Source organism: Methylobacterium indicum (assembly GCF_001043895.1).
GTDB lineage: Bacteria > Pseudomonadota > Alphaproteobacteria > Rhizobiales > Beijerinckiaceae > Methylobacterium > Methylobacterium indicum.
Map to the genome: position 1 here is coordinate 1 of NZ_JTHF01000065.1, position 25,596 is coordinate 25,596.

The 25,596-nt window shown below is 72.0% G+C and carries 25 protein-coding genes; 13 read left to right on the forward strand and 12 right to left on the reverse strand.

The genetic code is table 11. The annotated features are described in order from the left end of the window. Both QR78_RS08195 and hrcA read right to left on the reverse strand, forming a co-directional pair. Positions 1-1,547, reverse strand: a 1,547-nt coding sequence (locus tag QR78_RS08195; protein ID WP_053220844.1) for a DEAD/DEAH box helicase, incomplete at its 3' end; no start/stop codon positions are given. A 122-nt stretch (positions 1,548-1,669) separates the two neighbouring features. After that, positions 1,670-2,776 carry a heat-inducible transcriptional repressor HrcA gene (hrcA, locus tag QR78_RS08200; RefSeq protein ID WP_048427015.1) on the reverse strand — a complete coding sequence of 369 codons (1,107 nt, stop codon included), beginning with the start codon at positions 2,774-2,776 and terminating at the stop codon, positions 1,670-1,672. 219 nt (positions 2,777-2,995) lie between these two features. Between hrcA and QR78_RS08205 the strand changes: the two genes are divergently transcribed. The 3 genes from QR78_RS08205 (at position 2,996) to rdgB (ending at position 4,982) form a co-directional block, all read left to right on the forward strand. Beyond that, positions 2,996-3,325, forward strand: coding sequence for a hypothetical protein (locus QR78_RS08205; protein ID WP_244276504.1), 330 nt, complete (start codon positions 2,996-2,998; stop codon positions 3,323-3,325). Between the two features lie 311 nt (positions 3,326-3,636). After that, positions 3,637-4,350 (forward strand): ribonuclease PH, encoded by a 714-nt coding sequence (gene rph / locus QR78_RS08210; protein ID WP_048427016.1) that lies wholly within the window; start codon positions 3,637-3,639, stop codon positions 4,348-4,350. Further along, positions 4,350-4,982 (forward strand): RdgB/HAM1 family non-canonical purine NTP pyrophosphatase, encoded by a 633-nt coding sequence (gene rdgB / locus QR78_RS08215; protein WP_048427017.1) that lies wholly within the window; start codon positions 4,350-4,352, stop codon positions 4,980-4,982. Before rph ends, rdgB begins: the two co-directional genes overlap by 1 nt. A gap of 82 nt (positions 4,983-5,064) precedes the next feature. Here rdgB and QR78_RS08220 read toward each other — a convergent pair whose 3' ends face one another. Further along, the gene (locus QR78_RS08220) at positions 5,065-5,490 is read right to left on the reverse strand and encodes an organic hydroperoxide resistance protein (RefSeq protein ID WP_048427018.1); all 426 of its coding nucleotides are present in this window, start codon (positions 5,488-5,490) and stop codon (positions 5,065-5,067) included. 222 nt (positions 5,491-5,712) lie between these two features. Between QR78_RS08220 and QR78_RS08225 the strand changes: the two genes are divergently transcribed. Further along, on the forward strand, positions 5,713-6,195 hold the full coding sequence (locus tag QR78_RS08225; protein ID WP_048427019.1) for a MarR family winged helix-turn-helix transcriptional regulator: 483 nt from the start codon (positions 5,713-5,715) through the stop codon (positions 6,193-6,195). A 25-nt stretch (positions 6,196-6,220) separates the two neighbouring features. Here QR78_RS08225 and QR78_RS08230 read toward each other — a convergent pair whose 3' ends face one another. Further along, positions 6,221-7,060 (reverse strand): aldo/keto reductase, encoded by an 840-nt coding sequence (locus QR78_RS08230; RefSeq protein WP_048427020.1) that lies wholly within the window; start codon positions 7,058-7,060, stop codon positions 6,221-6,223. 287 nt (positions 7,061-7,347) lie between these two features. Here QR78_RS08230 and QR78_RS08235 point away from each other — a divergent pair, with 287 nt between their 5' ends. The 3 genes from QR78_RS08235 to QR78_RS08245 are packed head-to-tail and all read left to right on the forward strand — an operon-like array spanning position 7,348 to position 10,008. Then, on the forward strand, positions 7,348-8,526 hold the full coding sequence (locus QR78_RS08235) for a methionine ABC transporter ATP-binding protein (protein ID WP_048427021.1): 1,179 nt from the start codon (positions 7,348-7,350) through the stop codon (positions 8,524-8,526). After that, on the forward strand, positions 8,516-9,181 hold the full coding sequence (locus QR78_RS08240; RefSeq protein ID WP_048427022.1) for a methionine ABC transporter permease: 666 nt from the start codon (positions 8,516-8,518) through the stop codon (positions 9,179-9,181). The genes QR78_RS08235 and QR78_RS08240 overlap by 11 nt, the downstream gene beginning before the upstream one ends. Positions 9,182-9,228: 47 nt before the next feature. Next, on the forward strand, positions 9,229-10,008 hold the full coding sequence (locus tag QR78_RS08245) for a MetQ/NlpA family ABC transporter substrate-binding protein (RefSeq protein ID WP_048427023.1): 780 nt from the start codon (positions 9,229-9,231) through the stop codon (positions 10,006-10,008). Positions 10,009-10,716: 708 nt separating this feature from the next. Here the strand turns inward: QR78_RS08245 and QR78_RS08250 are convergent. From QR78_RS08250 to QR78_RS36445, 3 genes are all read right to left on the reverse strand, one after another. Beyond that, entirely contained in the window at positions 10,717-10,926 is a 210-nt protein-coding gene (locus QR78_RS08250; RefSeq protein ID WP_048427024.1) for a hypothetical protein, read from the reverse strand. 194 nt (positions 10,927-11,120) lie between these two features. Then, on the reverse strand, positions 11,121-12,944 hold the full coding sequence (locus QR78_RS08255) for a cation:proton antiporter domain-containing protein (protein ID WP_048427025.1): 1,824 nt from the start codon (positions 12,942-12,944) through the stop codon (positions 11,121-11,123). Between the two features lie 178 nt (positions 12,945-13,122). Continuing rightward, positions 13,123-13,248 carry a hypothetical protein gene (locus QR78_RS36445; protein WP_274534361.1) on the reverse strand — a complete coding sequence of 42 codons (126 nt, stop codon included), beginning with the start codon at positions 13,246-13,248 and terminating at the stop codon, positions 13,123-13,125. Positions 13,249-13,629: 381 nt separating this feature from the next. Between QR78_RS36445 and QR78_RS08260 the strand changes: the two genes are divergently transcribed. Both QR78_RS08260 and QR78_RS08265 read left to right on the forward strand, forming a co-directional pair. Next, entirely contained in the window at positions 13,630-14,214 is a 585-nt protein-coding gene (locus QR78_RS08260; RefSeq protein WP_048427026.1) for a DUF2147 domain-containing protein, read from the forward strand. A 542-nt stretch (positions 14,215-14,756) separates the two neighbouring features. Beyond that, positions 14,757-15,260, forward strand: coding sequence for a Ros/MucR family transcriptional regulator (locus tag QR78_RS08265; protein WP_048427027.1), 504 nt, complete (start codon positions 14,757-14,759; stop codon positions 15,258-15,260). Between the two features lie 225 nt (positions 15,261-15,485). Here the strand turns inward: QR78_RS08265 and QR78_RS08270 are convergent, their stop codons facing one another. After that, positions 15,486-15,833, reverse strand: coding sequence for a DUF6481 family protein (locus QR78_RS08270; protein ID WP_048427028.1), 348 nt, complete (start codon positions 15,831-15,833; stop codon positions 15,486-15,488). Between the two features lie 281 nt (positions 15,834-16,114). Between QR78_RS08270 and QR78_RS08275 the strand changes: the two genes are divergently transcribed. From QR78_RS08275 to QR78_RS08290, 4 genes are all read left to right on the forward strand, one after another. Then, complete coding sequence (locus QR78_RS08275; RefSeq protein WP_048427029.1) at positions 16,115-17,161, forward strand: HD-GYP domain-containing protein; 1,047 nt, start codon at positions 16,115-16,117, stop codon at positions 17,159-17,161. Continuing rightward, positions 17,158-20,166, forward strand: coding sequence for a hybrid sensor histidine kinase/response regulator (locus QR78_RS08280; protein ID WP_244276503.1), 3,009 nt, complete (start codon positions 17,158-17,160; stop codon positions 20,164-20,166). The genes QR78_RS08275 and QR78_RS08280 overlap by 4 nt, the downstream gene beginning before the upstream one ends. Positions 20,167-20,341: 175 nt before the next feature. Then, positions 20,342-21,322 carry a cation diffusion facilitator family transporter gene (locus QR78_RS08285; RefSeq protein ID WP_048427030.1) on the forward strand — a complete coding sequence of 327 codons (981 nt, stop codon included), beginning with the start codon at positions 20,342-20,344 and terminating at the stop codon, positions 21,320-21,322. A gap of 369 nt (positions 21,323-21,691) precedes the next feature. After that, on the forward strand, positions 21,692-22,117 hold the full coding sequence (locus tag QR78_RS08290) for a Ros/MucR family transcriptional regulator (RefSeq protein ID WP_048427038.1): 426 nt from the start codon (positions 21,692-21,694) through the stop codon (positions 22,115-22,117). A gap of 149 nt (positions 22,118-22,266) precedes the next feature. On the opposite strand, the gene rimM is transcribed toward QR78_RS08290, so the two are convergent. The 4 genes from rimM to QR78_RS08310 all read right to left on the reverse strand — a co-directional run bounded on the left by rimM (position 22,267) and on the right by QR78_RS08310 (position 25,324). Further along, positions 22,267-22,989, reverse strand: coding sequence for a ribosome maturation factor RimM (gene rimM / locus QR78_RS08295; RefSeq protein WP_048427031.1), 723 nt, complete (start codon positions 22,987-22,989; stop codon positions 22,267-22,269). Between the two features lie 10 nt (positions 22,990-22,999). Further along, positions 23,000-23,359, reverse strand: coding sequence for a 30S ribosomal protein S16 (rpsP, locus tag QR78_RS08300; RefSeq protein WP_048427032.1), 360 nt, complete (start codon positions 23,357-23,359; stop codon positions 23,000-23,002). Between the two features lie 76 nt (positions 23,360-23,435). Continuing rightward, entirely contained in the window at positions 23,436-25,070 is a 1,635-nt protein-coding gene (gene ffh, locus QR78_RS08305; protein ID WP_048427033.1) for a signal recognition particle protein, read from the reverse strand. A 32-nt stretch (positions 25,071-25,102) separates the two neighbouring features. Then, complete coding sequence (locus tag QR78_RS08310) at positions 25,103-25,324, reverse strand: eL24 family ribosomal protein (RefSeq protein ID WP_048427034.1); 222 nt, start codon at positions 25,322-25,324, stop codon at positions 25,103-25,105. Positions 25,325-25,596 lie beyond the last annotated feature (272 nt).

Below are 25,596 nucleotides of genomic sequence, written 5' to 3' on the forward strand. Positions count from 1 at the left end.
CGCGACGGCGGCACGGCGACGGCGTCGCCGTCCTTCGCCTCGGGGCGGGCGAGGGCGACCGAGGGGCCGGGCCGCAGCATGGCGTAGCGCAGGCCGAGCGCGTTGCTCTCCAGCGGCACGATGCCGTCGTCGGCCGGCGCCGGCGGCCGCGGCTCGGGGGAGCCGGCGCCGGCCGGGCGCTTGCGCGGGCGGGTCGCGGTCGCCTGCTCGGTCTCGATCCGGGCGCGGAACTGGGCGAAGAGCGGGTCGTCGGGGTGGAAGACCAGGGCGTGCTGGTCGGCATAGTCGCCGGCATGGGGATCGACCCGGGTCGCCCGGGCGATCATCTGCTCGAGCCAGGGGCGCGAGCGGATGTGGGTCAGTGCCGCCACCACCGCGACCTCGGGGGCGTCGAGCCCCTCGTAGGCCATCGCCACCGTGACCAGCACGGCGGGTTCGGGGGTGAGCCGGAACGCGGCCAAGGCCGCATGGGCGTCCGCCTCGGCCGAGGTGGCGATGCGCACGTCGCGGCGCGCCTGCTCCTCCGGCATCCAGGCCTGGAGCATGGCGTGGTAGCTCTGCGCGCTCGCCTGGTCGGGGGCGACGACCAGGAGCTTGCCGAGGCCGCGCACGGCATCGGTGCCGCGCAGGCCGCGCCGGCGCCGCCGCTCGGCCCGCAGGCGGCGGGTGGCGAAGAAGGCTTCCCGCAGGAGGTCGCGGGCGAACCCGGTGCGGAGCGCCGTGAACAGGGCCGGCCGGGTCGTCGCGCTCGGACCCGACCCCGAGAGCCGGTGCGGGCCGACCCGGGCCTGACCGGAGGTGCGCCCGCCTTCCAGCCAGCTCGCCTCGCCGTCGAGGGCGCCGAAATTGACCGGCAGCACGGCCTTCTCGGCCAAGGCCTCGGCCCGCGAATAGCCGATCACCGCCCATCCCGGCGCGTCGATGTCCGGCGTCGGGGCGCCGTTCTCGGTGCGGTAGGGCAGCCACAGGATGCGCCGGCCGTCGGCCCGCTCCAGGGTGCCAGAGAGCAGGAGCCGCAGATGCGCGGCGCGAAACAGCGGCAGCAGCGCCTGGCTCCAGGCCGCGGCCTCGGTTCTGGCCGCCTCGCCCCCGGCATCCCCCTCGGCCAGCGCCGGCAGGTGGTGGACCTCGTCGACGACGAGGAGGGTGCGGTGGCGGCGCATCTCGGCGAGGTGCAGGGCGGGAGCGGCGGCTACCGCCTGGTAGGTGGTCACGTAGCCGGAGAGCCCCCGGCTCGGATCGGGCGAGTTGTCGGCCGCCCGCACCGAGAGGTCATGACCGAGCGCCGCCCGCCAAGCCGGATCGGCGAAGGCTTCCTCCGCCTGGAGCCGCAGGGAATCCCGCGGCACGATCCAGACCACCCGCTCGACGATCCCCGCGGCGATCAGCTTCGAGGCGGCGATGACCGGCAGCAGCGACTTGCCGCCCCCGGGCGTCACCGCGGCCAGGATGTCGCCGATGCCCGACGCCTCGCCGCGGGCGAGCGCGGCCACGAGCTCGGACAGGCTGCGCTGGTGGCTGCGCAGGGGGCGGGACGGGGCGCTCAAGGTGTCAGGGAATCACGGACCATCCCCCGACCATGACGGAGCCGGTCGCGCTTGTGAATCCGGGGGACAAGCGGGATTTTCGCGTTTCCCACACCACAAACCGGTTGCGCCGCAGGCGTGGTTCAGCCGCGCCCGCGCTCCAGCATCCGCGACACCACGCGGGCGGTGAAATCGACCATCGGGACGATGCGGGCGTAGTTGAGCCGGGTCGGGCCGATGACGCCGACGACGCCCACGATGGTCTGGCTGCCGTCCCGGAAGGGGGCCGCGATCATCGACGAGCCGGAGAGCGAAAACAGCTTGTTCTCCGAGCCGATGAAGATCCGCACGCCCTCGCCGCCCTCGGCGCGGGACAGGAGGTCGATCACGTCCTTCTGGCTCTCGAGGTCGCTGAAGAGCAGGCGGATGCGCTCCAGGTCCTCGGCCGCCCGCAGGTCGTCGAGGAGGTTGGCCTGCCCCCGCACGATGAGCTGGCGCTCCTCGCTCGGACCGACCGAGCGGGCCAATCCCGCATCGACCAGGCGCTCGGTCAGTTCGTCGAGCTCCTGCTTCATCGCCGCCCGGGCCGCCTCGATCTCGCCGCGCACCTCGCCGAGGGTGCGGCCGCGGATGCGGGCGTTGAGGAAGTTCGAAGCCTCCTGGAGCGCCCCCGCCGGCAGGCCGTGCGGCAGGTCGAGCAGGCGGTTCTCGACCGAGCCGTCGTCGGAGACCAGCACCACCAGGGCGCGGCCGGGATCGAGGCGCACGAACTCGATGTGGCGCAGGCGCGGGTTCTGCTTGGCCGTGACGACGACGCCCGCCCCGCGCGAGATGCCCGACAGGAGCACGGAGGCTTCGGTCAGCGCGCTCTCGAAGGTGTGGTGGCGCGAGGCGGCGGCGCGCATCTGCGCCTCGATCCGGCCTTTCTCCTCCTGGCCGACATCGCCGAGTTCGAGCAGCGCATCGACGAAGAAGCGCAGCCCGTGCTCGGTGGGAAGCCGCCCGGCGCTGGTATGGGGGGCGTAGATCAGCCCGGCCTGTTCGAGGTCCGACATCACGTTGCGGATCGAGGCCGGCGAGAGTGCCATCGGCAGGATGCGGGCGAGGTTGCGCGACCCCACCGGCTCACCGTTGGAGAGATAGCTCTCGACGATCTGCCGAAAGATCTCCCGGGACCGCTCGTTGAGCTCTGCAATGGCACGGGCCTGCCCGGAACCGACCGGCAGGGGTGGAAGATCGCGCGTGTTCATCAACCCTACGGGAGCCTGACTACCCCTCACTGTGAGGCGCCGCCGCGCCGGGCGCAAGCGGACGGGAAGCCGCGCGAGGCCGGAATCGCGGAGTCCGCCCGCGTCTAGCGCGTCACGCCTGAACGGGGGCCGACACGCGGTCTCACGACGCGTTCAGCCCGCCGGTCCCAGAGTGCCGCCATGCCCGCAGCGATGCGGCAGGAACCAACGGAGGCGGACATGCTGACGATGCGCGATCCCGTGAAGGCCGGCAGGCGGCTCCTCGCGGCAGCGGCCCTGGTGGCGGGCGGTCTCCTCGCCGCCGGTGCGGCCGAGGCGGCGCCCTTCGCACCCGGCGCGGCTCCCGTGACCGAGGCCGGGGTGGTCCAGGTGCAGTACGGCCATCACCACGGCTGGGGCCACCGCCATCACGGCGGTTGGGGACGGCACCATCATCATCACGGCGGCTGGGGCCATCATCGCCGCCACCACGGCTGGGGCCATCATCACCACCGGCACTGGGGCCATCATCACGGCCGGCACCATCACCGGGGCTACGGCTACTACTGAGCCGGTCGCCGCCAGGCATCCCCCGGTCACGGGATCCTCGCGGATTCCCCTCTCCCACACGGGAGGGGGGAAGCGCGCTGGATTGATCGAAACTCGATTCGGACGGGAGCCGCGGACGGTCAGGCGTACGGCCTCGAAACCCTCCCTCCCTACCGGAAATCCCCTCCCATCCCGGCTACCCATCCTGGCTCCTCCTGGCGCTCCCCTTGTTGCCGCTCCTCTTGCCGCTCCCGACAGCAGCGCCTAAGAGCGCGCGACCTCGCGATCCCGCGTCGCGCCGTCGCGCGCGCCGCTCTGCACAGGAGTTGCCCATGCGCCCCTCGAAGCGCGCCCCCCACGAGCTGCGCAAGGTCACCCTGGAGCGGGGCGTCTCGCGCTACGCCGAGGGTTCGTGCCTCGTGACCTTCGGGGAGACCAAGGTGTTGTGCACCGCCTCGCTGGAGGAGCGCGGGCCCGGCTGGCTGCGCGGCTCCGGCAAGGGCTGGGTGACGGCCGAGTACAGCATGCTGCCGCGCGCCACCCACGACCGCAACCGGCGCGAGGTCAATGCCGGCAAGCCCTCCGGGCGCACCCAGGAGATCCAGCGCCTGATCGGCCGGTCGCTGCGCGCCGTCGTCAATCTGCCGGCGGTGGGCGAGCGCCAGATCGTGGTCGATTGCGACGTGCTCCAGGCCGATGGCGGCACCCGCACGGCGGCGATCACCGGCGCCTGGGTGGCACTCCACGAGTGCTTCACCTGGATGCGCGGCCGCTCGATCATCTCGGTCGACCCGATGCGCGACCACGTCGCGGCGATCTCCTGCGGCATCCACAAGGGCACGCCGGTGCTCGACCTCGACTACGCCGAGGATTCCGGCGCCGAGACCGACGCCAACTTCGTCATCACGGGCAGCGGCGGCATCGTCGAGGTGCAGGGCACGGCGGAAGTGAAGCCCTTTTCCGAGGAGGAGTTCCTGAGCCTCCTGCGGCTCGCCAAGGCGGGCGTCGCCGAGCTGGTCGCGCTCCAGAAGCAGGCGATCGCCTGATGGGACGCCTCCTTTCCGGGCGGGTCGTGATCGCGACCCACAATGCCGGCAAGCTGCGCGAGATGCGCGAGTTGCTGGCCCCCTTCGGCGTCGAGGCGGTCTCGGCCGGCGAGCTGAACCTGCCCGAGCCCGACGAGACCGGCACGATGTTTGCCGAGAACGCCGCCATCAAGGCGCGGGCGGCGACGAACGCCACCGGCCTGCCGGCCTTCGCGGACGATTCGGGGCTCTGCGTCGACGCCCTCGACGGCGCACCCGGCCTCTTCTCGGCCCGCTGGTCCGGCGGCTCGAAGGACTTTTCCGGCGCGATGGCGCGCATCGAGCGCGAGCTCGCGACCCGCGGCGCCACCGACCGGCGCTCGCACTTCGTCTCGGCCCTGGTCCTGACCTGGCCGGACGGCCACGAGGAGCTGTTCGAGGGCCGGGTCTTCGGCGAGCTGGTCTGGCCGCCGCGCGGCGACAAGGGGTTCGGCTACGACCCGATGTTCAAGCCCGACGAGTCTCCGCTGACCTTCGGCGAACTCTCGTCGGAGGAGAAGCACGGCATCGATTGGGACAGGCGTGAGGCTCTGTCGCACCGCGCCCGCGCCTTCCTGGCGCTCGCCGCCGCCTGCCTGCGCCGGCCCGACTGACCTGCGAAAAAGGCGCCCGCTCCGGGAGGAGGGGCGCCTCGAAAGGAGACGGGCGGCGTGCAGCCGCCCGGACTCCGAAGGATTACGCGACCGTCAGGCCGACATCGACGTTGCCGCGGGTGGCGTTCGAGTACGGGCACACCTGGTGGGCCTTCTCGACCAGCGTCTCGGCGGTTGCCTTGTCGAGGCCCGGCAGCGAGATGGTGAGGTCCGCGGTGATGCCGAAGCCGCCCTCGGAGCGCGGGCCGATGCCGACCTTGGCGGTCACGGTGGTGTCGGCCGGGACGGCGATCTTCTCCTGGCCGCCGACGAACTTCATCGCGCCGAGGAAGCAGGCGGCGTAGCCGGCCGCGAAGAGCTGCTCGGGGTTGTTGCCGGCGCCGCCGGCGCCGCCGAGCTCCTTGGGGGTCGACAGCTTGACGTCGAGGCTGCCGTCCTGGGTCTGGGCGCGGCCGTCGCGGCCGCCGGTCGCAGTCGCCTGGGTGGTGTACTTCACGTCGACGGACATCGGACTTCTCCTGCTGTCGGGGCGGCCGTGCTCCCGGGACGGGTCGATCCCGGGCGGTCTCGGATCCGCCGTGGCGGCTTCTTAGGCCAGTTTCTCATTGTGCGCAATTTGATTTTTGCGCAACGATACCGATATGATGGGAGATGGCGCTTGCCGATGCGGGGTCGTGTCGGGCGCTCCGGCGGTCGGGCCCGCCCGACGGAGTACCTCGAGGAGCGGGACATGTCCGAGATCGATGCCGGCGCCGATGGCGCCGACGCGCTGCACCTTTCCAGCCAGATCTGCTTCGCGGTCTATTCCGCCGCGCACGCCTTCAACCGGATCTACAAGCCCCTCCTCGACCGGCTCGGCCTGACCTATCCGCAATACCTGGTGCTGCTGCTGCTCTGGGAACAGGACGGGCAGACGATGAAATCTCTGGGTCAGCGCCTCTATCTCGATTCCGGCACGCTGACGCCGCTCCTCAAGCGCCTGGAGGCGGCGGGCCTGGTGCACCGGGCCCGGGACGTCCAGGACGAGCGGCTGATGCGCATCAGCCTGACCGAGGCCGGGGCGGCCCTGCGTGACAAGGCGATGCCGTTCCCCGACGAGATCGTCTGCGCCTCCGGCCAGCCGGCGGACCGGCTGATGGCTCTGCGCGACGAGATCCTGGCCCTGCGCGACAGCCTGCACGCCTCCGCGGCGCCGGATCGCGGGGCGGCCTGACGACGGCAGGCTCCGGCCGGCGTCCCTACAGCATCGGCAGGTGCCGCGGCTTCGGGCCGCGCGGGAAGGCGGCATCAATCCGGGCGAACTCGGCGTCGCTCAGGGTGAGGCTGCCGCCGCCGGCATTCTCGGCCGCGTGGGCCGGGCTCGACGCCTTCGGGATCGCCAGCACACCGTCCCCCCGGGTCAGCGCGGCGAGCGCCACCTGGCGGGGCGTGGCGCCATGGCTGTCGGCGATCTCGGCCAGGACCCGACCGCCGGGCGTCGCCGGTCCCGGGAAGCTGTCGTGGCCGAACGGGCTGTAGGCCACGACCGCGACGCCGTTCCGCCGGCACCAGGGCAGCACCGCATGCTCGATCGCGCGCTCCTCCAGGTGGTAGAGGACCTGGTTGCAGGCGATGCGGCCGGGACCCGCCACGGACAAGGCCTCGTCGAGGTCGTCGGCGTCGAAGTTGCTCACGCCCCAGGACAGGATCTTGCCCGCCCGCACCAGGTCCTCGAAGGCCGCGAAGGTCTCCGAGAGGGGATGGGGGCCGCGCCAGTGCAGGAGGTAGCAGTCGAGCCGGTCCGTGCCGAGGCGCCGGAGCGAGCGCTCGCAGGCCTCGATCGTGCCGCGGCGCGAGGCGTTGCCGGGCAGCACTTTCGAGACCAGGAACACCTCGTCGCGCCGGTCGCCGATCGCCTCGGCGATCAGCGGCTCGGCCTCGCCGTACATCTCGGCGGTATCGACGTGGCTCATGCCGACGTCGAGACCGCGATTCAGGGCGGCGGCCGCCACGGTGGGCTCGCCCTGGTCGAGGTACCAGGTTCCCTGCCCGATCACCGGCACCGCGGGCCCGGCCTGTCCGAAGGGTTGGCGTCGCATCGCGCACTCCTGCGAGCCCCGTCCTGGGCCGCGCGGACCCGGGAGGGCAAGGGCGGAGCAAGGAGAATGCACGGTTTTCCGCACCCCGTCGCGCGGCCCGGGCGTTGACGGGAGCGAGGCCACGCGAAAAAAGCTCTTCTCTCCCGGCGTGTTCTTCAAAAAGAACATTCCGGTTGACAGAAAGTCCGGTTCTGGGGTTCTGTACCGGCCGCCATCCGGCTCGAGACACCCCGCCGAAGGACCCCGATGACCGCCACCGTTTCCCCGCCCGCCCGGACCCGCGTGCCGTGACGGCCCCCGTCCGCGTGCCGGTGCCGGCGGACCTGAGCGGCCGGCTCGATCCCCGCGACGCCCTCGTGCGCCTCGAAGGGGTGGCGAAGACCTATACCGCCCGCCGCGGTGCCGGCGCCGTGACGGCGCTCGAGGACATCGACCTCTCCGTGCCCCGCGGCCGGGTGCTCGGCGTCATCGGCCGCTCGGGCGCCGGTAAGTCGACCTTGATCCGCCTCGTCAACGGGCTGGAGCGGCCGAGCCGCGGCCGGGTGATCGTCGGCGAGGCCGAGATCTCGAGCCTGTCGGAATCCGCCCTGCGGCGGGAGCGCCGCGGCATCGGCATGATCTTCCAGCACTTCAATTTGCTCTCGGCCCGTACCGCCGCCGGCAACGTCGCGCTGCCCCTCGAAGTGGCCGGCACCGACAAGGCCGCGATCCGCGCCCGGGTGGCCGAACTCCTCGATCTCGTCGGGCTCGGGCCCCAGGCCGACCGCTACCCGGCGGAGCTGTCCGGCGGCCAGAAGCAGCGCGTCGGCATCGCGCGGGCGCTCGCCACCAACCCGAAGGTGCTGCTCTCCGACGAGGCGACCTCGGCCCTCGATCCCGAGACGACCCGCTCGATCCTCGACCTGCTGGGCCGGATCAACCGGGAGCTCGGCCTGACGATCCTGCTCATCACCCACGAGATGGCGGTGATCCGGGCGATCGCCCACGAGGTCGCGGTGCTGGACGGCGGCCGCATTGCCGAGAGCGGCGACGTGTTCGAGGTCTTCACCCGGCCGAGAGCCGCGATCACCCGCACCTTCCTCGACGAGGAGACCGGCCGCACCCTGCCGCCGGCGCTCGCCGCGCGCCTCACGCCCGGCCCGGTCCCCGCAGGGCAGGGCGACGGCAAGCAGGCGGTGCTGCGCATCACCTTCCGGGGCCCGCACGCCACCGACCCGGTGCTGGCCCAGCTCACCCGCGACCTCGACATCCCGGCCGGCATCCTGTCGGGCACCGTCGACGAGATCGCCGGCCGTCCGTTCGGCACGCTGGTGGTCGGGATCCCGCCCGACGCCGCCACGGTGACCCGCGCGACCGAGTTCCTCGCCGCCCGCGGCCTCGACGTCGAATGGCTCGGCACCCTCGACCTCGCCGGCTGGCAACGGACCGCCGCGCCCGGCGCTTCGGATTCGTCTCATGTCGCCTGAATTGACCCGCCTCCTCGTCCAGGCCACCCTCGACACGCTGCAGATGGTGGCGGTCGCGGCCGCCATCGGCACGCTCGTCGGGCTGCCGCTCGGGGTCTTCCTCGCCACCAGCGGGCGGGGCGAACTGCTCGCCGCGCCCTGGGCCAACCGGGTGCTCGGTCTCGTCGTCAACGCCACCCGCTCGACGCCGTTCATCATCCTGGTGGTGGCGATCATCCCGTTCACCCGGCTGATCGCCGGCACCTCGATCGGCACCAGCGCCGCTACCGTGCCGCTCACCGTCGCGGCGATCCCCTTCATCGCCCGCCTCGTCGAGGGCGCGGTGCGGGAGGTCGATGGCGGCCTCGTCGAGGCGGCCCGGGCCTTCGGGGCGAGCCCGCTGCAGATCGTCCTCAAGGTGCTGATTCCCGAGGCCCTGCCCGGCATCGTGCTCGGCCTCACCCTGGCGGTGGTGTCGCTGATCGGATTCTCCGCCATGGTCGGCGCCGTCGGCGGCGGGGGTCTGGGCGACCTCGGCATCCGCTACGGCTACCAGCGCTTCATGCCCGAGATGATGCTCGCCGTCGTGGTGGTGCTGATCGTCCTGGTGCAGCTGGTCCAGACCCTCGGCGACCGGCTGGCGCGGCGCATGAACAAGCGCCTGCGCCACGGCTGACCCCCTCTTTCCGTCCTCTTTCGATCGTCCTCCGGAGCGTGACCCCGATGCTGCGTACCCTTACCCTGGCGGTGCTCCTCACCGCCGCCAGCCTTCCCGCCCTCGCGCAGGGCCAGCGGGTGCGCGTCGGCGTCACGCCGGGCCCGCACGCCCAGATCCTCGAGGCGGTGAAGCCGATCGCCGCCAAGAAGGGCCTCGACCTCCAGGTCGTCGAGTTCTCGGACTACGTGGTGCCGAACGAGGCCCTGTCGTCGGGCGAGCTCGAGGCCAACTCGTTCCAGCACCAGCCCTATCTCGACAACCAGAAGGCCGATCGCGGCTACAAGATCGAGAGCGTCGCCCAGACGGTGAACTTTCCGATGGGCGTCTACTCGAAGCGCCACAAGAGCTTCGACGCGGTGCCGGCGGGCGGCACGGTGGCGATCCCGAACGACCCGACCAACGGCGGCCGCGCCCTGCTGCTCCTGCAGGACAAGGGGCTGATCAAGCTGAAGCCCGGCGTCGGCTTCAAGCCGAGCGTCGCCGACATCACCGAGAACCCGAAGCGCCTGCGCATCGTCGAGGTCGACGCGGCCCAGACCCCGCGCTCCCTCGACGACGTCGACGCCGCGGCGGTCAACACCAACTACGCCACCGCGGCCGGCCTCAAGCCCGGCGACGCGATCCTGAAGGAGGAGCCCAAGGGCCCCTACGTCAACGTGATCGCGGTGCGCAGCGTCGACAAGGACAAGCCCTGGGTCGCGACGCTCGTCGAGTCCTACCGCTCGCCGGAGGTGAAGGCCTTCATCGAGAGCAAGTTCGGCGGCGCGGTGCTCACCAGCTGGTGATCCGGCCGCTCGCGGTCTGCAGCATTTTCCGACGACGTGGATGCCGGTTCGTCGCAGAAAATGCGGCTGGATCAAAGATCGAGAAAGCTTCGCGATGGCAGCGCGATCGTGACGCGCTCGAGGGAGCCCGGCGGGGGAGGGGGCCGGCCGCCGGCCGGGCCCTTCGCTCCCAGTGCCCGGTCCCGGAAGCCCGCTCTCCACAGGAGATAACAGGGAATCAAGCGGGGCCATGAAACCAAACCCGGCCGTGTGCGTCTTCTCAGCACGGCCCGACTTGACGGGCTGCCTTATCGTCGAGGTGCCCGATGAACGTCCTCAAGTCCTGCCTGGTCGCGGCAGTCCTCACCGTCGCCGCCGCTCCGGCCTTCGCCTAGGGCGGCTCGCCCTACAACAATTCCGGCTCGCAGGCCGGCGGCCCGCTCGGCGGCGTGCAGCGCGAGATGGGTGCTCCCGGTGGCGCCCCGGCCATGCGCATGGCCCCGCGCCAGTCCATGCAGCCGACCATGCGCCACAAGCGCATGATGAAGCATCGCCGCATGCACCGTCACCACCACGCCCGCTGATCCCGTTCCACGAACGAGATCCAGCCCTGTTTCGGCGCGCTCGCCCGGCGGTTCTTCCGTCCGGCGGGCGCGTTTCGTCTTGGCCGAAGCGCCGGCGAACGGCCTTCGGATCGTCATGGGGGGATCGCAGGGCGACCGGCTCTGCTCAGAAGCCCCCGGTGCGCCACAGGGCGATGGCCGCCGCGACCAGACCGGCGAGCCAGGCCCCCGCGACGAGCGCGAGGTTGCGCCGACGCCCCGGGGCGGGCCGGTTGTCGTTGGCGGCGCGCCGTGCACGCAGGGCCGCGGCGTAGCCATGGGTGGCTGCCGCGATCGTGGCCGGACGGACGGAGGCGGTCTTGCGCAGGCTCGTCATGGGCGAATCGTGCTCGGGCATTCTGAATAGCATGGGCCGACGCCGAAGGTGAGCCGACCGAACGACGCAAGACCTCGTCCATGTCCGGGATGGACGAGGTAACGGTCACATGTCGCACCGACGAGCGTCGTCGCGCGACGGGGCCGGATCCTGGGCCGGATGGTGCCGCCGGCGCGGTCCTCGATCACGCTTCCTTACGATTCCGCCTGCGCCTCGCGGTGAGGGCGCAGTTCCGGGGCGCCGAGTTCGGGCTCGGCCTCCACGACGGGCTCGGCCCGGCTCTCGGCCCGGCTGGTGTCGATGAAGAGGCGCGCCTCGCCCTCGCCGAGGCCGAGGCTGCGCAGGGCGTAGAGCGCCATGCCGAAGCCGACCTCGCGCTCGGCCATCAGCACCAGGCCGACCTTTTCCTCCTCGAGGCTGCGACGCTCCGTGTCGCTGTGGGTGCGCACCACCGTGTCGATCCCCGGATTGGCCTCGCGGGCGATCTCGATCAGGCGGCGGGCCTGATGCGAATCCGGGCTCGCTACGACCAGCAGGCGCGCCCGTCCGACATCGGCGGCGTCGAGGATCCCGGGCGCGCCGGCATCGCCGAACACGGTCGCGATCCCGGCGCCGCGCAGTTCCTCGACCCGGCGCCGGTCGCGCTCGACCACCACGAAGGGCAGCTCCCAGGCTTCGAGCGCCTTGCCGATCGCGCCGCCGACCCGGCCGTAGCCGACCACCACCGCGTGGCCTTCCCGGCCCTTGTCGTGGGTGGCCATCGCGATCTCGTCGCCGCCGCGCTCGAACCGGGCGGCGAGCCCCGGCCGCGCCTCGACGAAGCCGGCGAGGCGGCTCAGCGCGGCGAAGATCAGCGGATTGAGGGTGATCGACAGGAGGGAGCCGGCGAGGATCAGGTCGCGGCCCTCCGGCGGCAGCAGCTTCAGGCCGATCCCGAGGCTCGCCAGGATGAACGAGAACTCGCCGATCTGGGCGAGGCTCGCCGCGATGGTCAGCGCCGTCGAGAGCGGGTGGCGGAAGGCGAGCACGATCGCGACCGCGGCGAGCGACTTGCCGACCAGGATGACCGCCAGGGTGGCCACCACGGCGAGCGGCTCGCGCAGCAGGATCGTCGGGTCGAACAGCATGCCGACCGAGACGAAGAACAGGACCGCGAAGGCATCCTGCAAGGGCAGCGAATCGGCGGCGGCCTGGTGGCTGAGGTCGGATTCCGCCAGCACCATGCCGGCGAAGAAGGCGCCGAGCGCGAAGGAGACGCCGAACAGTTCCGCCGAGCCGAAGGCGATGCCGAGCGCCAGCGCCAGGACCGCCAGGGTGAACAACTCGCGCGAGCCGGTACGGGCGGCCTGGTTGAGGATCCAGGGCACCACCCGCCGGCCGCCGGCCAGCATCACGACCGCGAAGGCCGTCACCTTGGCGAAGGTGAGCCCGAGGGTGAGCCAGATGTTGCCGTCGCCGGCGATGCCGTGCGCCGCCCCCGCGCTCTCGCCGCCGAGGGGCCCCGCGAGCGCCGGCAGCAGCACCAGGGCCAGCACCATCGCCAGGTCCTCGACGATGAGCCAGCCGACGGCGATGCGGCCCTTGTCGGAATCGAGCAGTCCCCGTTCCTCGAGCGCCCGCAGCAGCACCACCGTCGAGGCGACCGAGAGTGCGAGGCCGAAGACGAGGCCGGCGCCGAGGCCCCAGCCCCACGCAAAGCTCAGGGCCAGGCCCATCAGGGTGGCGACCGCGATCTGCACCACGGCGCCGGGCAGCGCGATCGCCCGCACCGACATCAGGTCGCCGATGGAGAAATGCAGGCCGACCCCGAACATCAGCAGGATCACGCCGATCTCGGCGAGCTGTCCGGCCAGCTCCGCATTGCCGACGAAGCCCGGGGTATGTGGCCCGACCGCGAGGCCCGCGAGCAGGTAGCCGACCAGCGGCGGGAGCTTCAGACGCTGCGCGAGCATGCCGCCGACGAACGCGAAGACGAGCCCGAGGGCGATGATGGCAATCAGCTCGGAGGCGTGCGGCACGGTCGGGTCGGCTCCTCGGGGTCTGGGGCGCCGCGACGGCGCGACCTATGACTTGCCGAAGTCTAGCAGCCTTTCCGGGTTCCCGCGGTGCTGCACCGCACCAAAAACCACGAGATCTCCCCGTAATTTCCCTGTTTCCGGACGAGGTCGCACGGCCGGTGGCCCCGGGTCGCTCGCCTCAGCGTCCGGCGGGTCGGCGGGCGGCGCCGACGGCCCTGGGCAGCCGCGGCAGGCTCGTGCGCAAGCTGACGCCCGGCCGGGCGGCGAGCACGATGACGATCGCCCCGAGGGTGGCGGAGGTCATCACGAGAAGCTCGGTCGTGAACATGCGGCAGCCCTGGCGGTGATGCGGGACGCCGCGGCGCGGCAGTCGGGAAAGCGGCGGTCGAGATCGCGAATGTCGAGATTGCCGACATCGAGATCCCATGGAGATCCCATGCGTCGAGTTCGCGAGACCCGAAATCGACAGTGGTTCGGCCTGTGCGGGATTGCCGCCCGGCGTCGCTGCTCTAGCTCGCCGCAGGAGCGGCCGGCCATGTGACATCCCGCCGTGAGGCAGCATGTCCGCCTCGGCCGCCCACGATTCCGACGCAATGGGCCGGCCTCTGGCATCCGGCCGCGCGATGCGGCATCAGCGACGGATCACGGCATGCGCGGACCGCACCGCCAGACGAGGGTGTATAGTATGAAGAAGGTCCTGACCGGGGCGCTCGTGGCCCTCGGCCTGTCCTCGGGAGCGGCGCTCGCCACCCCCAAAGACCCGAGCGGGACTTGGCTGACCGAGGACGGCCGTGCCCGCATCCGGATCGAGAAGTGCCCGAGCCGCACCGACCGCGTCTGCGGCTACGCCGTCTGGCTGAAGACCCCCAACGACGACAAGGGCCAGCCGCGGGTCGACTTCAAGAACGCCGACGCCAAGAAGCGCGGCCGGCCCGCCCTCGGCCACCAGCTCATCATGGGTCTCAAGCCCAACGCCGACAATCGCTACGAGGGCCAGATCTACAACGCCGACGACGGCAAGCTCTACGACGTCTCGATCTGGACGGAGGAGCCGGGCGAGCTGAACGTCAGGGGCTGCCTGATGGGCTTCCTGTGCGGCTCCCAGACCTGGACCCGCGTCAGCGACACCGCCGCGGGCCAGCTCACCGCCCCGACCGGTACCCCGAGCGGTCCGCGGCCCGACCCCGAATGGGCCGCCGCCGCCAAGGCCGCTCCCGCCGCTCCGGCGACCGGCAAGCCCGCGACCCCGGCCGCCGCGCCGAAGCCCTGAGGGCCTGGCGCGCGCGAGCGAGACCAAGGCGTCGGAGGATCGGCCGCGAGGCCGCTCCGGCGTGAGCCCGCCGCCGTCGTGCGGGCCTGCCGCCTCCATGCGGTCCGAAGGGCACCCGCGAGAGCGGGTGCCCTTCTTCGATTCGCGGGATCGAAATTTTTTTGGTGCATCTTAAGATTGCATGGACGGCCGCGACCCGTGTGCCGTGCCGACACTACTATTGAGTAAGTCCGATCCCGGCATCACAACCGATAGTATTGATTTCGTAGGGTAACCGACCGCCGAGCTGTAACCTTGTAACAGTCATCGTCGGACGGTCTTAAGTCGCCTGGCTAGGTTCGCATCGAAATCGCGGCGGAGCAAATTTTCCTTCTACAACCGCTCATGGGCAATGAAGTGCTCGCTTCACAAGCAGCGCCTTGTCGGCAACGGTGTTTCGACCGCTCTTATCCGTTACAATCTACTCGCCAATAAAAAATTTCATTGACTGTTAGGCTTTTTGGCGACATGTGCAAAGAAGTTTTCCAAAAAGGAGGGGCTACATGAGCGCTGACGAACTGGCACCGACCTCGCATCTGATCAATCTTTCGGCCGATATCGTGTCGGCCTACGTGTCCAAGAATTCGGTGCCGGTCGGAGAACTCGCGAACCTGATCGCGGCCGTCCATGCCTCGCTCGAGCGCGTCGCCGCTCCCCCGGCCCCCGAGCCCGAGAAGCCGACGCCGCCTGTGCCGATCCGCAAGACCGTCACGCCCGACCACATCATCAGTCTCGAGGACGGCAAGCCCTACAAGTCGCTGAAGCGGCACCTCACCACCCGCGGGCTGTCCCCGGACGAGTATCGCCAGAAGTGGGGCCTGCCGCACGACTACCCGATGGTCGCCGCCACCTACGCCGCCCAGCGGTCCGAACTCGCCAAGACCCTCGGCCTCGGCCAGATCCGCCGCGACCGCGCCGCGGCGGCCCGGCTCGCGGCGGAGAGCGCCAGCGCCAGCGACACCGCCCCGAGCCCGGCCCGCCGGGGCCGTCCGCGCAAGGGCGAGTGAGGTCTCTCTCGCGAGCGAGGGTCCCCCACGCCTGAGCGCAGCCGGCACGTGCCGCGCGAAGGCGGTCCCGCGATGGGCGCCCGGTACCCGTGGCCCGATGTCGGGTCGTCGCGACCGCGCCGGGAGGGCTTAGCGGCCCGCGGACGAAAAAGCCCGCCGGGAGCGGATCCCGGCGGGCTGATGAACGATGGCGGCCGTCCCTCGGGGCGGCCGCAGGCGTATCGGCTACTTGCGGCGGGCCTTGCGGGCGGCGTAGCGGGCGTCGCGGGCGGCCTTGCGCTCGATCTCCATGGCGGCCTCGCGCTCCGCGGCTTCAGCGGCCTCGCGCTCGGCCTGGGCCTTGGCCTCGGCCTCCTCGGCGGCGCGGCGCTCGGCCTCGGCCTGCTTGGCGGCGTCGCGCTCCGCGGTGCGGGCGGCGCGGGCCTCGGCGATCTTCTGGCGCTCCGCCAGGCGCGCCTGGACCTCGGGGTCGTCGGCGGCGGGCCGGGCCTTGAATCTCTCCAGCAGGGCCTTCTTCGCGTCCGCGGACGTGCTCCGCCGGTCGTTGAAGTTCTGGTCCTTGAAGCCGGCCATCGTGTTGGTCTCGTCTGTCCTGCGTGCGGGGGCGCGCCCGTCTCGTGTCGCGCCGGGAAGTGTGCGGAGCTGTCCGGCCGCCGCTCCGGGTTTCGCGCGGCCGCCGCCAGTGCTCTAGCGCCGCCCGCGTCCAGTTTCAAAGCCTAAGACGCCGCAAACCGCCGCGGAACCACCGGAACGGCGGCCGATCGCGCGAAATCGCCGCTCTGCGGGGAGTGAGTTGTCAAGGTTTCCCCGGCACGGTCGCGGGGCGGGGGCGAGCTCCCGCCGGAGGAGACCTCATGCGTGCGATCGTCCTCGACGATGCGGAGTTGAACAACCTGCTGATGCTCGAGGCGTTGCGGCCGATCGTGGGATGCCGCCCCGAGAGCTTCACGCGGCCGGCCGATGCGCTTGCCTGCGCGGCCGCCCACACCGACGAGATCGGCATCGTGCTGACCGACTACGAGATGCCGGGCATGGACGGCCTCGCGGTGATCCGGGCCCTGCGGGCGCTGCCGGGCTTCGCCCACGTGCCGATCGTGATGGTGACGAGCTTCGACCAGCGCGCCCTGCGCCGCTCCGCCCTGGAGGCCGGCGCCACCGACTTCGTCAACAAGCCCTGCGACCCGGTCGAGATCCGGGCCCGCGTCACCAACCTGCTGGCGCTCCGCCGCGCCCACAAGGCCGAGGCGGCGCAATCCGCCCGGCTCGCCGAGGAGGTCGCGGCCGCCGTCGCCCAGGTCGAGGCGCGCGAGCGCGAGATCGTCACCGTGCTGATGCGCGCCGCCGAGCACCGCGACACCGATACCGGCGATCACGTCGCCCGGGTGGCGAACTACACGGTCCTGATCGCCGAGGCCCTCGGCCTCTCGCCCGACCAGTGCCGGCTGATCAGCCTCGCCTCGACGATGCACGACGTCGGCAAGATCGCGATTCCCGATGCGATCCTGCTCAAGCCCGGCCCCTTGAGCGCCGAGGAGCGCCGGGAGATGGAGCGTCACGCCGAGCGCGGCGCCCGGATCCTCGCCAACAGTTCGTCGGACGTGGTGCGCCTCGCCGCCGAGATCGCGGTGAGCCACCACGAGCGCTGGGACGGCACGGGCTACCCCAACGGGCTCGCCGGCACCGACATCCCGCTGCCCGGCCGCATCGTCGCGGTGGCGGACGTCTTCGATGCCCTGACCAGCGACCGGCCCTACAAGCGCGCCTGGACGCTGGACGCCGCGCATGCCTTCCTGCTGCGGGAGTCCGGTGCGCATTTCGATCCGGCGGTGGTCGAGGCCTTCCTGTCCCGCTGGGACGCCGTCGCGGACCTGGTCGGCCGGGCCGCGAGCCGGGCCGCGTGAGGTCGGGGATCGTGACCGGCGGGACGATGGCGGACGGAGACATGCAGCACCCGGGGCCGGGCCAGAACCGGGACCTGCGCGCCCGGGTGATCCGCGTCGCCGAGGCGCCCGACGCTCCGCCCCCGGGGCGCCCGGCCGCCGGACCGGTGGCACCCGCGGCCGACCGGGCGACCGGTGCGGCGCCCTCCCGCTTCGCCCGATCCCGGCTCGGCCGGCGGCGCGCCGATCCCGGTCCGCCGTCGCCCGCCCCCCGGCCGGCCGCCGATCCCGCCGGCCCGGCGCGCGGGGCGCGCAGCCTGGCGGTCCGCCTCGGCCGGGCGGTGCTCGGCGCGGTGATCGTCGCGCTCGCCGCCGGCACGGTGATCGGCGGCTGGCAGGAGACCAACCGCTACGCCGCCGATACCCGCCGGGCGCTGACCGACCTCGCCAACGTCTTCGCCGCCGCCGCCGCGGGCGCCGCCGCCGCCAACGACGCGGCGGGCGCCCACGCGGCGCTGCGGGCGATCAACAAGGTGGAGGGCGTCGGCTATGCCGGGCTGACCCGCCCGGACGGATCGGTGCTCGCCGAGCAGGGCAGCGGCCTGCGCCTGTCCGACGACATCGACCTCGACGACGGGGGCTTCAGCCCCTTCCACCTTCTCTTCGTCCACACGGTCAAGGTCAGCGTACCGGTCGTGGAGAACACCCGGATCGTCGGGCGGGTGACCCTGATCGCCGATGCGTCCGAGCTCGCCGGCCGGCTCTACGGCGTGGTGCGCAACGGCCTCCTGGCGGCCGCGCTCGCCATGGCGGTCGGGTTCGCGGTGGCCTGGCGCCTCGGGCGCGCCCTGACCCGGCCGCTCACCGCGCTCGCCCGCACCATGGATGCGGTGCGCGAGAACCACGATTACGGCCGTCGGGCCGCGATCCTCTCCGGCGCCGACGACGAGGTCGGCCGGCTGGCCACGAGCTTCAACGGCCTCCTCGATACGGTGCGCGAGCGCGACCAACGCCTCGTCGAGCATCAGGCCCGGCTGGAGCAGGAGGTGAGCGACCGCACCCAGGACCTGAGCGAAGCCAAGGAGGCGGCGGAGGCCGCCAACAGCGCCAAGTCGTCGTTCCTGGCGACGATGAGCCACGAGATCCGCACGCCGATGAACGGCATGCTGGTGATGGCCGAACTCCTCGCCGCCGCCGACCTGCCGGCGCGCCAGCGCCGCTACGCCGAGGTGATCGCCCGTTCCGGCCAGAGCCTGCTCGCGATCATCAACGACATCCTGGACTTCGCCAAGGTCGAGGCCGGCAAGCTCACGCTCGAGCGCATCGCCCTCGATCCGGCCGAGGTCGCCGACACCGTCGTCACCCTGTTCGGCGAGCGTGCCCGGGCCAAGGGGCTCGACCTCGCGGCGTTCGTCGGGCCCGACGTGCCGCTCTCCGTCGCGGGCGACCCGGTGCGCCTCGGCCAGGTCCTCGGCAACTTCGTCAACAACGCCCTCAAGTTCACCGAATCCGGCCACGTCCTGGTCCGTCTCGAGACCCGGGACGCGGGAAAGACCCTGCGTCTCGGCGTCACCGACACCGGCATCGGCATTCCGGCCGAGACCCTGCCGACGATCTTCTCCGCCTTCTCGCAGGCGGACGGTTCGACCACGCGACGCTTCGGCGGGACCGGGCTGGGCCTGTCGATCGCCGAGCGCCTCGTCGCCGCGATGGGCGGGCGGATCGGGGTCGAGAGCGAGGTCGGACGCGGCTCGACCTTCTGGGCCGAGATTCCCCTCGACATCCTGGCCAAGGCCGAGCCCGTGACGCGGGCGCCGGAGATCGTGCCGGTCGTCGTCGTGGCGGTGTCGGGAGAGGCCACCGGCACCGCCCTGGCGGCTGGCTTGCGGGCGGCGGGCTTTATCCCGCAGGCCGCTTCGGACGAGGCGGGGGAGGGCGCCCACCACCTCGTCGAGGCCGCCGCCCTCGCCCGGACCGGGCGGCGCCCGGACGGGGCCGGCCGGGTCGTGGCGCTGGCGCCGATGGGCGAGCCGAGCGGAGCGGCGGTGCTCTCCTCGGGCCTCGCCGACGCGCTGCTGCGCTGGCCGCTGGCGCAGGCGGAGTGGCGCCCCGCCCTCGCGGCGCTCGCCGCCGGCAACGGCTTTGCGGGGATCGGTGCCGAGGCCGGGCCGGTCTCGGCCCTGCCGCGCTACCCCCACGCCCGGGTTCTCGTGGCCGACGACAACCCCGTCAACCGCGAGGTCGCCGTCGAGGCGCTCGGCCGTCTCGGCGTCACCCGGGTCGTCACCGTGGAGGACGGCTACCGCGCCCTCGAAGCGGCACGCGACGGTGCCTTCGACCTGATCCTGATGGACGGCAGCATGCCGGTCCTCGACGGGTTCGACGCCGCCCGGGCGATCCGGCAATGGGAGGCGGCGCAAGGGACGCCCCGCACCGCCATCGTGGCGGCGACCGCCCACGTCGTCGGTACGGCGGCCGAGGCCTGGCGCGAGGCCGGGATGGACGGCGTGCTGCTCAAGCCCTTCACGCTCACCGACCTCGCCCGCACCCTCGCGGCCGCGCTCGGCGAGACCGGGACGACGGCCGGCGACGCTCCGATGGAGTCCGTCACGGAGACCGCCCCCGGGGCGGAGCCCGCAGGCTCGGCCGTCGCGCTCCTCGACCCCGACACCCTGGCGGGGCTCGCCGAGATGGCGGAGGGCTCCGGCTCGGCCTTCGTCGAGCGGGTGCTCGGGCTCTTCGCAGCGCATGGCCCCGACGGCCTCGCCGCCCTGGCGGCGGCGGGCTCCGATGCCGAGGCCGCCGCTCGGGCCGCCCACGGGCTGAAGTCGATGAGCCTCAATGTCGGCGCCGCGGCGCTGGCCTCGCACCTGCGCGACATCGAGCACGCGGCGCGGGTCGAGGGACGCGCCCCCGACGCGGCGGCGCTGGCGCCGCTCGGCGACCTGCTCGCCGCGAGCATCGCGGCCCTCCACGGGCATTTCGGCCTGCCGGTCCCGGCGCCTGCCTTGCGCGACGCGGCCTGAACCGCGCCGCGCAGGACGGATCCGCCCCTTGAGGACGGAGCGGCGCACGATCGCTCGCGGCGGCCGGACCCATCCGGCCTTTCCCGGCGTTAGCACAGGTTGTGCCACGGCCACGCTCGATGCGGGGCCGCAGCCATCCCGATGCGGAACCACCCCCGAGGAGCGCGAGACGACCATGGCCCACGAAAGCAGCGGCGCGATCTACACCGCCGCGGGCGCCAACCTGGCGATCGCCGTGGCGAAGTTCGTCGGCGCCTTCTTCACCGGCAGCAGCGCGATGCTGGCCGAGGGCGTCCATTCGGTGGTCGACACGGCCAACCAGATCCTGCTCCTCGTCGGCCTGAAGCGGGCGCAGCGGCCGGCCGATGCCCGCTTTCCCTTCGGCTACGGCCGCGAGGTCTACTTCTACGCCTTCCTGGTCGCCCTGCTGATCTTCCTCGGCGGCGGCGCCTTCGCGGTCTACGAGGGCATCCACAAGCTGCAGCACCCGGAGCCCGCCGCCGACGCGGTGATCCTCGGCCGGACCATCCCGGGCGTGATCGTCAACCTGGCGATCCTCGGTTTCGCGGTCGCGGCGGAGGGATATTCCTGCTTCGTGGCGCTCAAGGCGTTCTGGGGCGAGAAGGGCCGGCTGCCGCCGATCACCGCGATCCGGCGCAGCAAGGACCCGGCTCTGTTCACCGTGCTGATCGAGGACGTCGCGGCGCTGACCGGTCTCGTCGTGGCGATCGGCGGCGTCATCCTGGCCGAGACCCTGAAGCAGCCCGCCTTCGACGGCGCGGCCTCGATCGTGATCGGGCTGATCCTGATCGGCATGGCGATCTTCCTGATGATCGAGACCCACGGCCTCCTCGTCGGCGAGGCGGCGGAGCCGGAACTGGTCGCCAAGATCCACGATATCGTCGGCTCCGAACCCGGCGTGACCCACGTCAACGAGGTGCTGACGCAGCATCTCGGGCCGGCCGACATCCTGGTCAATGTCAGCCTCGACATGGACGACCGGCTCGACGGCGGCCAGATCGAGCGGCTGGTCAGCCAGCTCGAGGCACGGATGAAGGCGCAGAGCCCCAAGGTCCGGCGCGTCTTCATCGAGATCCAGTCCCGCAAGGCCGCCGTCCCCCAGGCCGAGCGGTCGTCGCCCGTCCCGGCGGCGTGAGCCGGAGGCCGGCCCGGTCGCGGGGCGGCCCGCGCCCGGGCCGCGGACAGACCTGTTCCCCGGGCGTCGCCGCGACCGATTGATCTTTATGCAATTATCCGCGAAATCAAGTCGCGGTTTGCAACCTTGAGTATATTCAATCTGATTGTATCTGCGTGAAATCCACAAGAACTACCTGATTTTATCGCTGCGTTGCTGATGCCGTCTTGCGATCCGTCGAAAGACTTGCCAACGATTCTGTGGGATCGGGCAATGGCCCCTGTCGGCCTGGCGGGCAACGGCTCCCAAGAAGATCGAGTGGCGGTGCGGACCCGAGCCGGCCCGCTCCAACGCCTCCGTCCACCACACTCTCGAAGCGGAACCCTTATGATGTCAGACGTGGAAACTCAGGACCAGGAGCCGGGCGAACTCGTCATGCTCACGGCCGATATCGTGTCGGCCTACGTGTCGAAGAATTCGGTTCCGGTCGGAGACCTCGGAAGCCTGATCGCGGCCGTCCACGCCTCGCTCGAGCGCGTCGCCGCCCCTCCGGCCCCCGAGCCCGAGAAGCCCACGCCGCCGGTGCCGATCCGCAAGACCGTCACCCCGGACTACATCATCTCGCTCGAGGACGGTAAGCCCTACAAGTCGCTCAAGCGCCACCTGACCACCCGCGGCCTGTCCCCGGACCAGTACCGGCAGAAGTGGGGCCTGCCGCACGACTACCCGATGGTCGCCGCCACCTACGCCGCCCAGCGCTCCGAGCTCGCCAAGAGCTCGGGCCTCGGCCAGCAGCGCAAGAACCGCGGTCGCTGAGGCCCGCGCGGGCCGCGATCCGCCCGATCGAACGAAGAAAGCCTGCCCGGCGGATCGCCGGGCAGGCTTTTTCGTGTCGTTCGCGACCGTCCACCGGGTGAATGGGGGCAGGGATCCGGTCCGTCGCGACCGAGCGGTCGCCCGGCGCTTCAGGCGGCGTCGGGATCCCGCGGCGCGGCCGGCGCGAACAGATCCTCGGGCGGCTCGACGACGACCCGGCGGCTGGCGACGTCGATCTCGGGCACGAAATCCCGGGTGAAGGGCAGGAGGGCCGGGCTGCCGCCCGAGGCCGGCGCGATCTCCAGGAGATCGCCGCCGCCGTAATTCGGCACCGCCCGCACCGTGCCGATCGTGTGGCCGGCACGATCCACGACCGCGAGGCCGACGAGGTCGGCGGCGAAGAATTCGTCGTCGTCCTCCGGCGCGCCGAGGCGCTCGCGGGCGACGTAGAGGCCGAGGCGGTTCAGTCCCTCGGCGCCGTCGCGGCCCGAGACGCCCGCGATCCGGGCGATGAGGATGTCGGCGGCACCCGCGGCCGGACGGAGGGACAGAATCTCGATCCGGCGGCCGTCGGCCCCGGTGAGCGGTCCGTAGGACCCGATCGCGACCGGGTCGGCGGTGTAGGATTTCAGCCGGACCTCGCCCTGGAGGCCATGGGCGCGGCCGCATTCCCCCAGCAGCACGAAGGCGGGGTCCTGGGCGATTCCTCCGCCCTGTGCCGGGGCGGCCGGGGAGGGGGCGCCCCGGGATCCGGTCCCGGAGCGCGCGTCTTGTGCGGGCGCGGTGCGCGCGGGCGCGCCTGCGCCCCGGCGCGGATCGGAACCTCCGCGGGTGGAACCGCGGGAGGAACGGGCGTCGGGGCGGCGCGCCATGATCGCGGTCTTACTCGGCCGAGTCGGCGGCGGCGCCGGCCTTCTCGGCGCGGGCGGCGGCGCGCTCCTTGGCCTTGGTGCCGGGCTCGGCCTTCTGCGGGTTGTTGCGGGTCGGACGCTTGGCGAGGCCGGCGGCGTCGAGGAAGCGCAGGACGCGGTCGGTCGGCTGGGCGCCCTTGGCGAGCCAGGCCTGGACCTTCTCGGTCTCCAGGATGACGCGGGCCGGATCGTCCTTCGGCTTCATCGGGTCGTAGGCGCCGACCTTCTCGATGAAGCGGCCGTCGCGGGGCGAGCGGGCGTCGGCGACGACGATGCGGTAGTACGGGCGCTTCTTGGCGCCGCCACGGGTGAGGCGGATCTTGAGGGACATGGGTCTCTTCCTTGTTGGAGGGGTGCGAGGATCGTTCGACGATGTGGGCGGGTGGGACCTTCCGGCCCCGCGCCACCTACTTCTTCTTGCCGAAGGGGAGGCCGCCGAGGCCGGGCAGGCCCGGGAGCTTGGCCCCCAGGCCCGGAAGCCCGGGGGCGGCGGGGGGCGCCTTACCGGCAGGGCCTGCCGGCAGCTTGCCGGCGGGGCCGGACGCCTTGGGGCCGCCGAGGCCGGGCGGCATCGGCGGAAGGGAGGTGCCGGGCGGCAGGGCCTTCTGCAGCTCGGCGAGCATCTCGGGGGTGGGCTGGGGCATGCCGCCGCCCATCATCTTGCCGAGGCCCCCCATGGCACCGCCCATGCCGCCGCCGCCGAGCCCGAACATGCTGCCGAGCGCCTGGCCGATGCCGCGCTTGCCCGAGCCCATGGCCTTCATCATGTCGGCCATGGTGCGGTGCATCTTGAGGAGCTTGTTGATCTCCGAGACGTCGACGCCGGCGCCCTTCGCCACGCGCTTCTTGCGCGAGGCCTTGAGCACGTCGGGGTTGCGGCGCTCCTCGGGGGTCATCGACGAGATGATGGCGCGCTGGCGCTTGAACATCTTCTCGTCGAGGTTGGCGCCCTCGACCTGCTTCTTGATCTGGCCCATGCCGGGCAGCATGCCCATCAGGCCGCCGATCCCGCCCATCTTCTCCATCTGGGCGAGCTGCATCGACAGGTCGTCGAGGTCGAACTTGCCCTTGCGCATCTTCTCGGCGACGCGAAGGGCCTGTTCCTGGTCGATGGTCTCGGCCGCCTTCTCGACGAACGAGACGATGTCGCCCATGCCGAGGATGCGGTTGGCGACGCGGGCCGGATGGAACTCCTCCAGCGCGTCGACCTTCTCGCCGGTGCCGACGAGCTTGATCGGCTTGCCGGTGACCGCCCGCATCGACAGCGCCGCGCCGCCGCGGGAATCGCCGTCCATGCGGGTGAGCACGATGCCGGTGACGCCGAGCCGCTCGTCGAAGGCCCGCGCGGTGTTGACCGCGTCCTGGCCGGTCAGGGCGTCGGCGACGAGCAGCACCTCGTGCGGGCCGGTGGCCGCCTTGACGTCGGCGGCCTCCTGCATCAGCGCCTCGTCGAGGGTGACGCGGCCGGCGGTGTCGAGCATCACCACGTCGAAGCCGCCCAGACGCGCGGCCTCCATGGCGCGCTTGGCGATCTGCACCGCCGACTGGCCGGCGACGATCGGCAGCGACTCGACGCCGACCTGTTTCGCCAGAACCGCCAGCTGCTCCATGGCGGCCGGGCGGCGGGTGTCGAGGGAGGCGAGCAGCACCCGGCGCTTGTCGCGCTGGGTCAGGCGCCGGGCGATCTTGGCGGTGGTGGTGGTCTTGCCCGAGCCCTGGAGGCCGACCATCAGGATGCCGACGGGGGCCGGCGCGTTGAGGTCGATGATGCCGGCCTCGCCGCCCAGCATCGCCACGAGCTGGTCGTTGACGATCTTCACGACCATCTGGCCGGGCGTCACCGACTTCAGCACGACGGCGCCGACCGCCTGCTCGCGCACCTTCTCGGTGAAGGTGCGCACCACCTCGAGGGCGACGTCGGCCTCCAAGAGGGCGCGGCGCACCTCGCGCAGGGCGGCGGTGACGTCGGCTTCGGTCAGGGCGCCGCGGCGGGTCAGCCCGGACAGGATGCCAGAGAGACGATCGGAGAGGCCTTCGAACATGCGCGTCAGTCTCCGGGTTTACTCGTCCGAGGTCATTCGTGCAGGCCCGCGGAGGCGGCGCGCCGGGCCTGGAGGGCACCCTCGAAGTGGTGGAGCGCCCGCTCGAACTTGTCGCGGCAACCGGGATTGCAGAAGCCAACGACCGCGCCGTTGTAGAGCGTCAGCGAGTCGGCTGCGATCGGCTTGCCCGACCAGGGGCAGAGCTCGTTCACCGCGTCCTCGATGCGCAACGGCGTGGGGTCGGTCCTGGTCATCCGGTCTCCTGCGGGCCCCTCGATGGAGCGGCCGATCGCGAGGATTCGCCCAACGCAAGTCGCGCCCGAGGGCGCATCGCGCTGTCGGGCGTTGACCTCCGGCCTCACGGGCCGGTCGGCGTCGGGACGAGACCTCGTCCTGAGCGGCGGCCGGTAGGCCCCGCCGCTCAGAACGAGGGCTCGTCCCGACGCCGACCGGCCCGTGACGGCGGAGGTCAACGCCCGACAACGCGATGCGCCCTCGGTCGCGATTTGAGTTGGGCGAATGCTCG

Coding starts and splice junctions, on each gene's coding strand:
- hrcA (WP_048427015.1), bottom strand. CDS start 2,776: ATGAACACGCGCGATCTTCCACCCCTGCCGGTCGGTTCCGGGCAGGCC.
- QR78_RS08205 (WP_244276504.1), top strand. CDS start 2,996: ATGCTGACGATGCGCGATCCCGTGAAGGCCGGCAGGCGGCTCCTCGCG.
- rph (WP_048427016.1), top strand. CDS start 3,637: ATGCGCCCCTCGAAGCGCGCCCCCCACGAGCTGCGCAAGGTCACCCTG.
- rdgB (WP_048427017.1), top strand. CDS start 4,350: ATGGGACGCCTCCTTTCCGGGCGGGTCGTGATCGCGACCCACAATGCC.
- QR78_RS08220 (WP_048427018.1), bottom strand. CDS start 5,490: ATGTCCGTCGACGTGAAGTACACCACCCAGGCGACTGCGACCGGCGGC.
- QR78_RS08225 (WP_048427019.1), top strand. CDS start 5,713: ATGTCCGAGATCGATGCCGGCGCCGATGGCGCCGACGCGCTGCACCTT.
- QR78_RS08230 (WP_048427020.1), bottom strand. CDS start 7,060: ATGCGACGCCAACCCTTCGGACAGGCCGGGCCCGCGGTGCCGGTGATC.
- QR78_RS08240 (WP_048427022.1), top strand. CDS start 8,516: ATGTCGCCTGAATTGACCCGCCTCCTCGTCCAGGCCACCCTCGACACG.
- QR78_RS08245 (WP_048427023.1), top strand. CDS start 9,229: ATGCTGCGTACCCTTACCCTGGCGGTGCTCCTCACCGCCGCCAGCCTT.
- QR78_RS08250 (WP_048427024.1), bottom strand. CDS start 10,926: ATGACGAGCCTGCGCAAGACCGCCTCCGTCCGTCCGGCCACGATCGCG.
- QR78_RS36445 (WP_274534361.1), bottom strand. CDS start 13,248: ATGACCTCCGCCACCCTCGGGGCGATCGTCATCGTGCTCGCCGCCCGG.
- QR78_RS08260 (WP_048427026.1), top strand. CDS start 13,630: ATGAAGAAGGTCCTGACCGGGGCGCTCGTGGCCCTCGGCCTGTCCTCG.
- QR78_RS08265 (WP_048427027.1), top strand. CDS start 14,757: ATGAGCGCTGACGAACTGGCACCGACCTCGCATCTGATCAATCTTTCG.
- QR78_RS08270 (WP_048427028.1), bottom strand. CDS start 15,833: ATGGCCGGCTTCAAGGACCAGAACTTCAACGACCGGCGGAGCACGTCC.
- QR78_RS08275 (WP_048427029.1), top strand. CDS start 16,115: ATGCGTGCGATCGTCCTCGACGATGCGGAGTTGAACAACCTGCTGATG.
- QR78_RS08285 (WP_048427030.1), top strand. CDS start 20,342: ATGGCCCACGAAAGCAGCGGCGCGATCTACACCGCCGCGGGCGCCAAC.
- QR78_RS08290 (WP_048427038.1), top strand. CDS start 21,692: ATGTCAGACGTGGAAACTCAGGACCAGGAGCCGGGCGAACTCGTCATG.
- rimM (WP_048427031.1), bottom strand. CDS start 22,989: ATGGCGCGCCGCCCCGACGCCCGTTCCTCCCGCGGTTCCACCCGCGGA.
- rpsP (WP_048427032.1), bottom strand. CDS start 23,359: ATGTCCCTCAAGATCCGCCTCACCCGTGGCGGCGCCAAGAAGCGCCCG.
- ffh (WP_048427033.1), bottom strand. CDS start 25,070: ATGTTCGAAGGCCTCTCCGATCGTCTCTCTGGCATCCTGTCCGGGCTG.
- QR78_RS08310 (WP_048427034.1), bottom strand. CDS start 25,324: ATGACCAGGACCGACCCCACGCCGTTGCGCATCGAGGACGCGGTGAAC.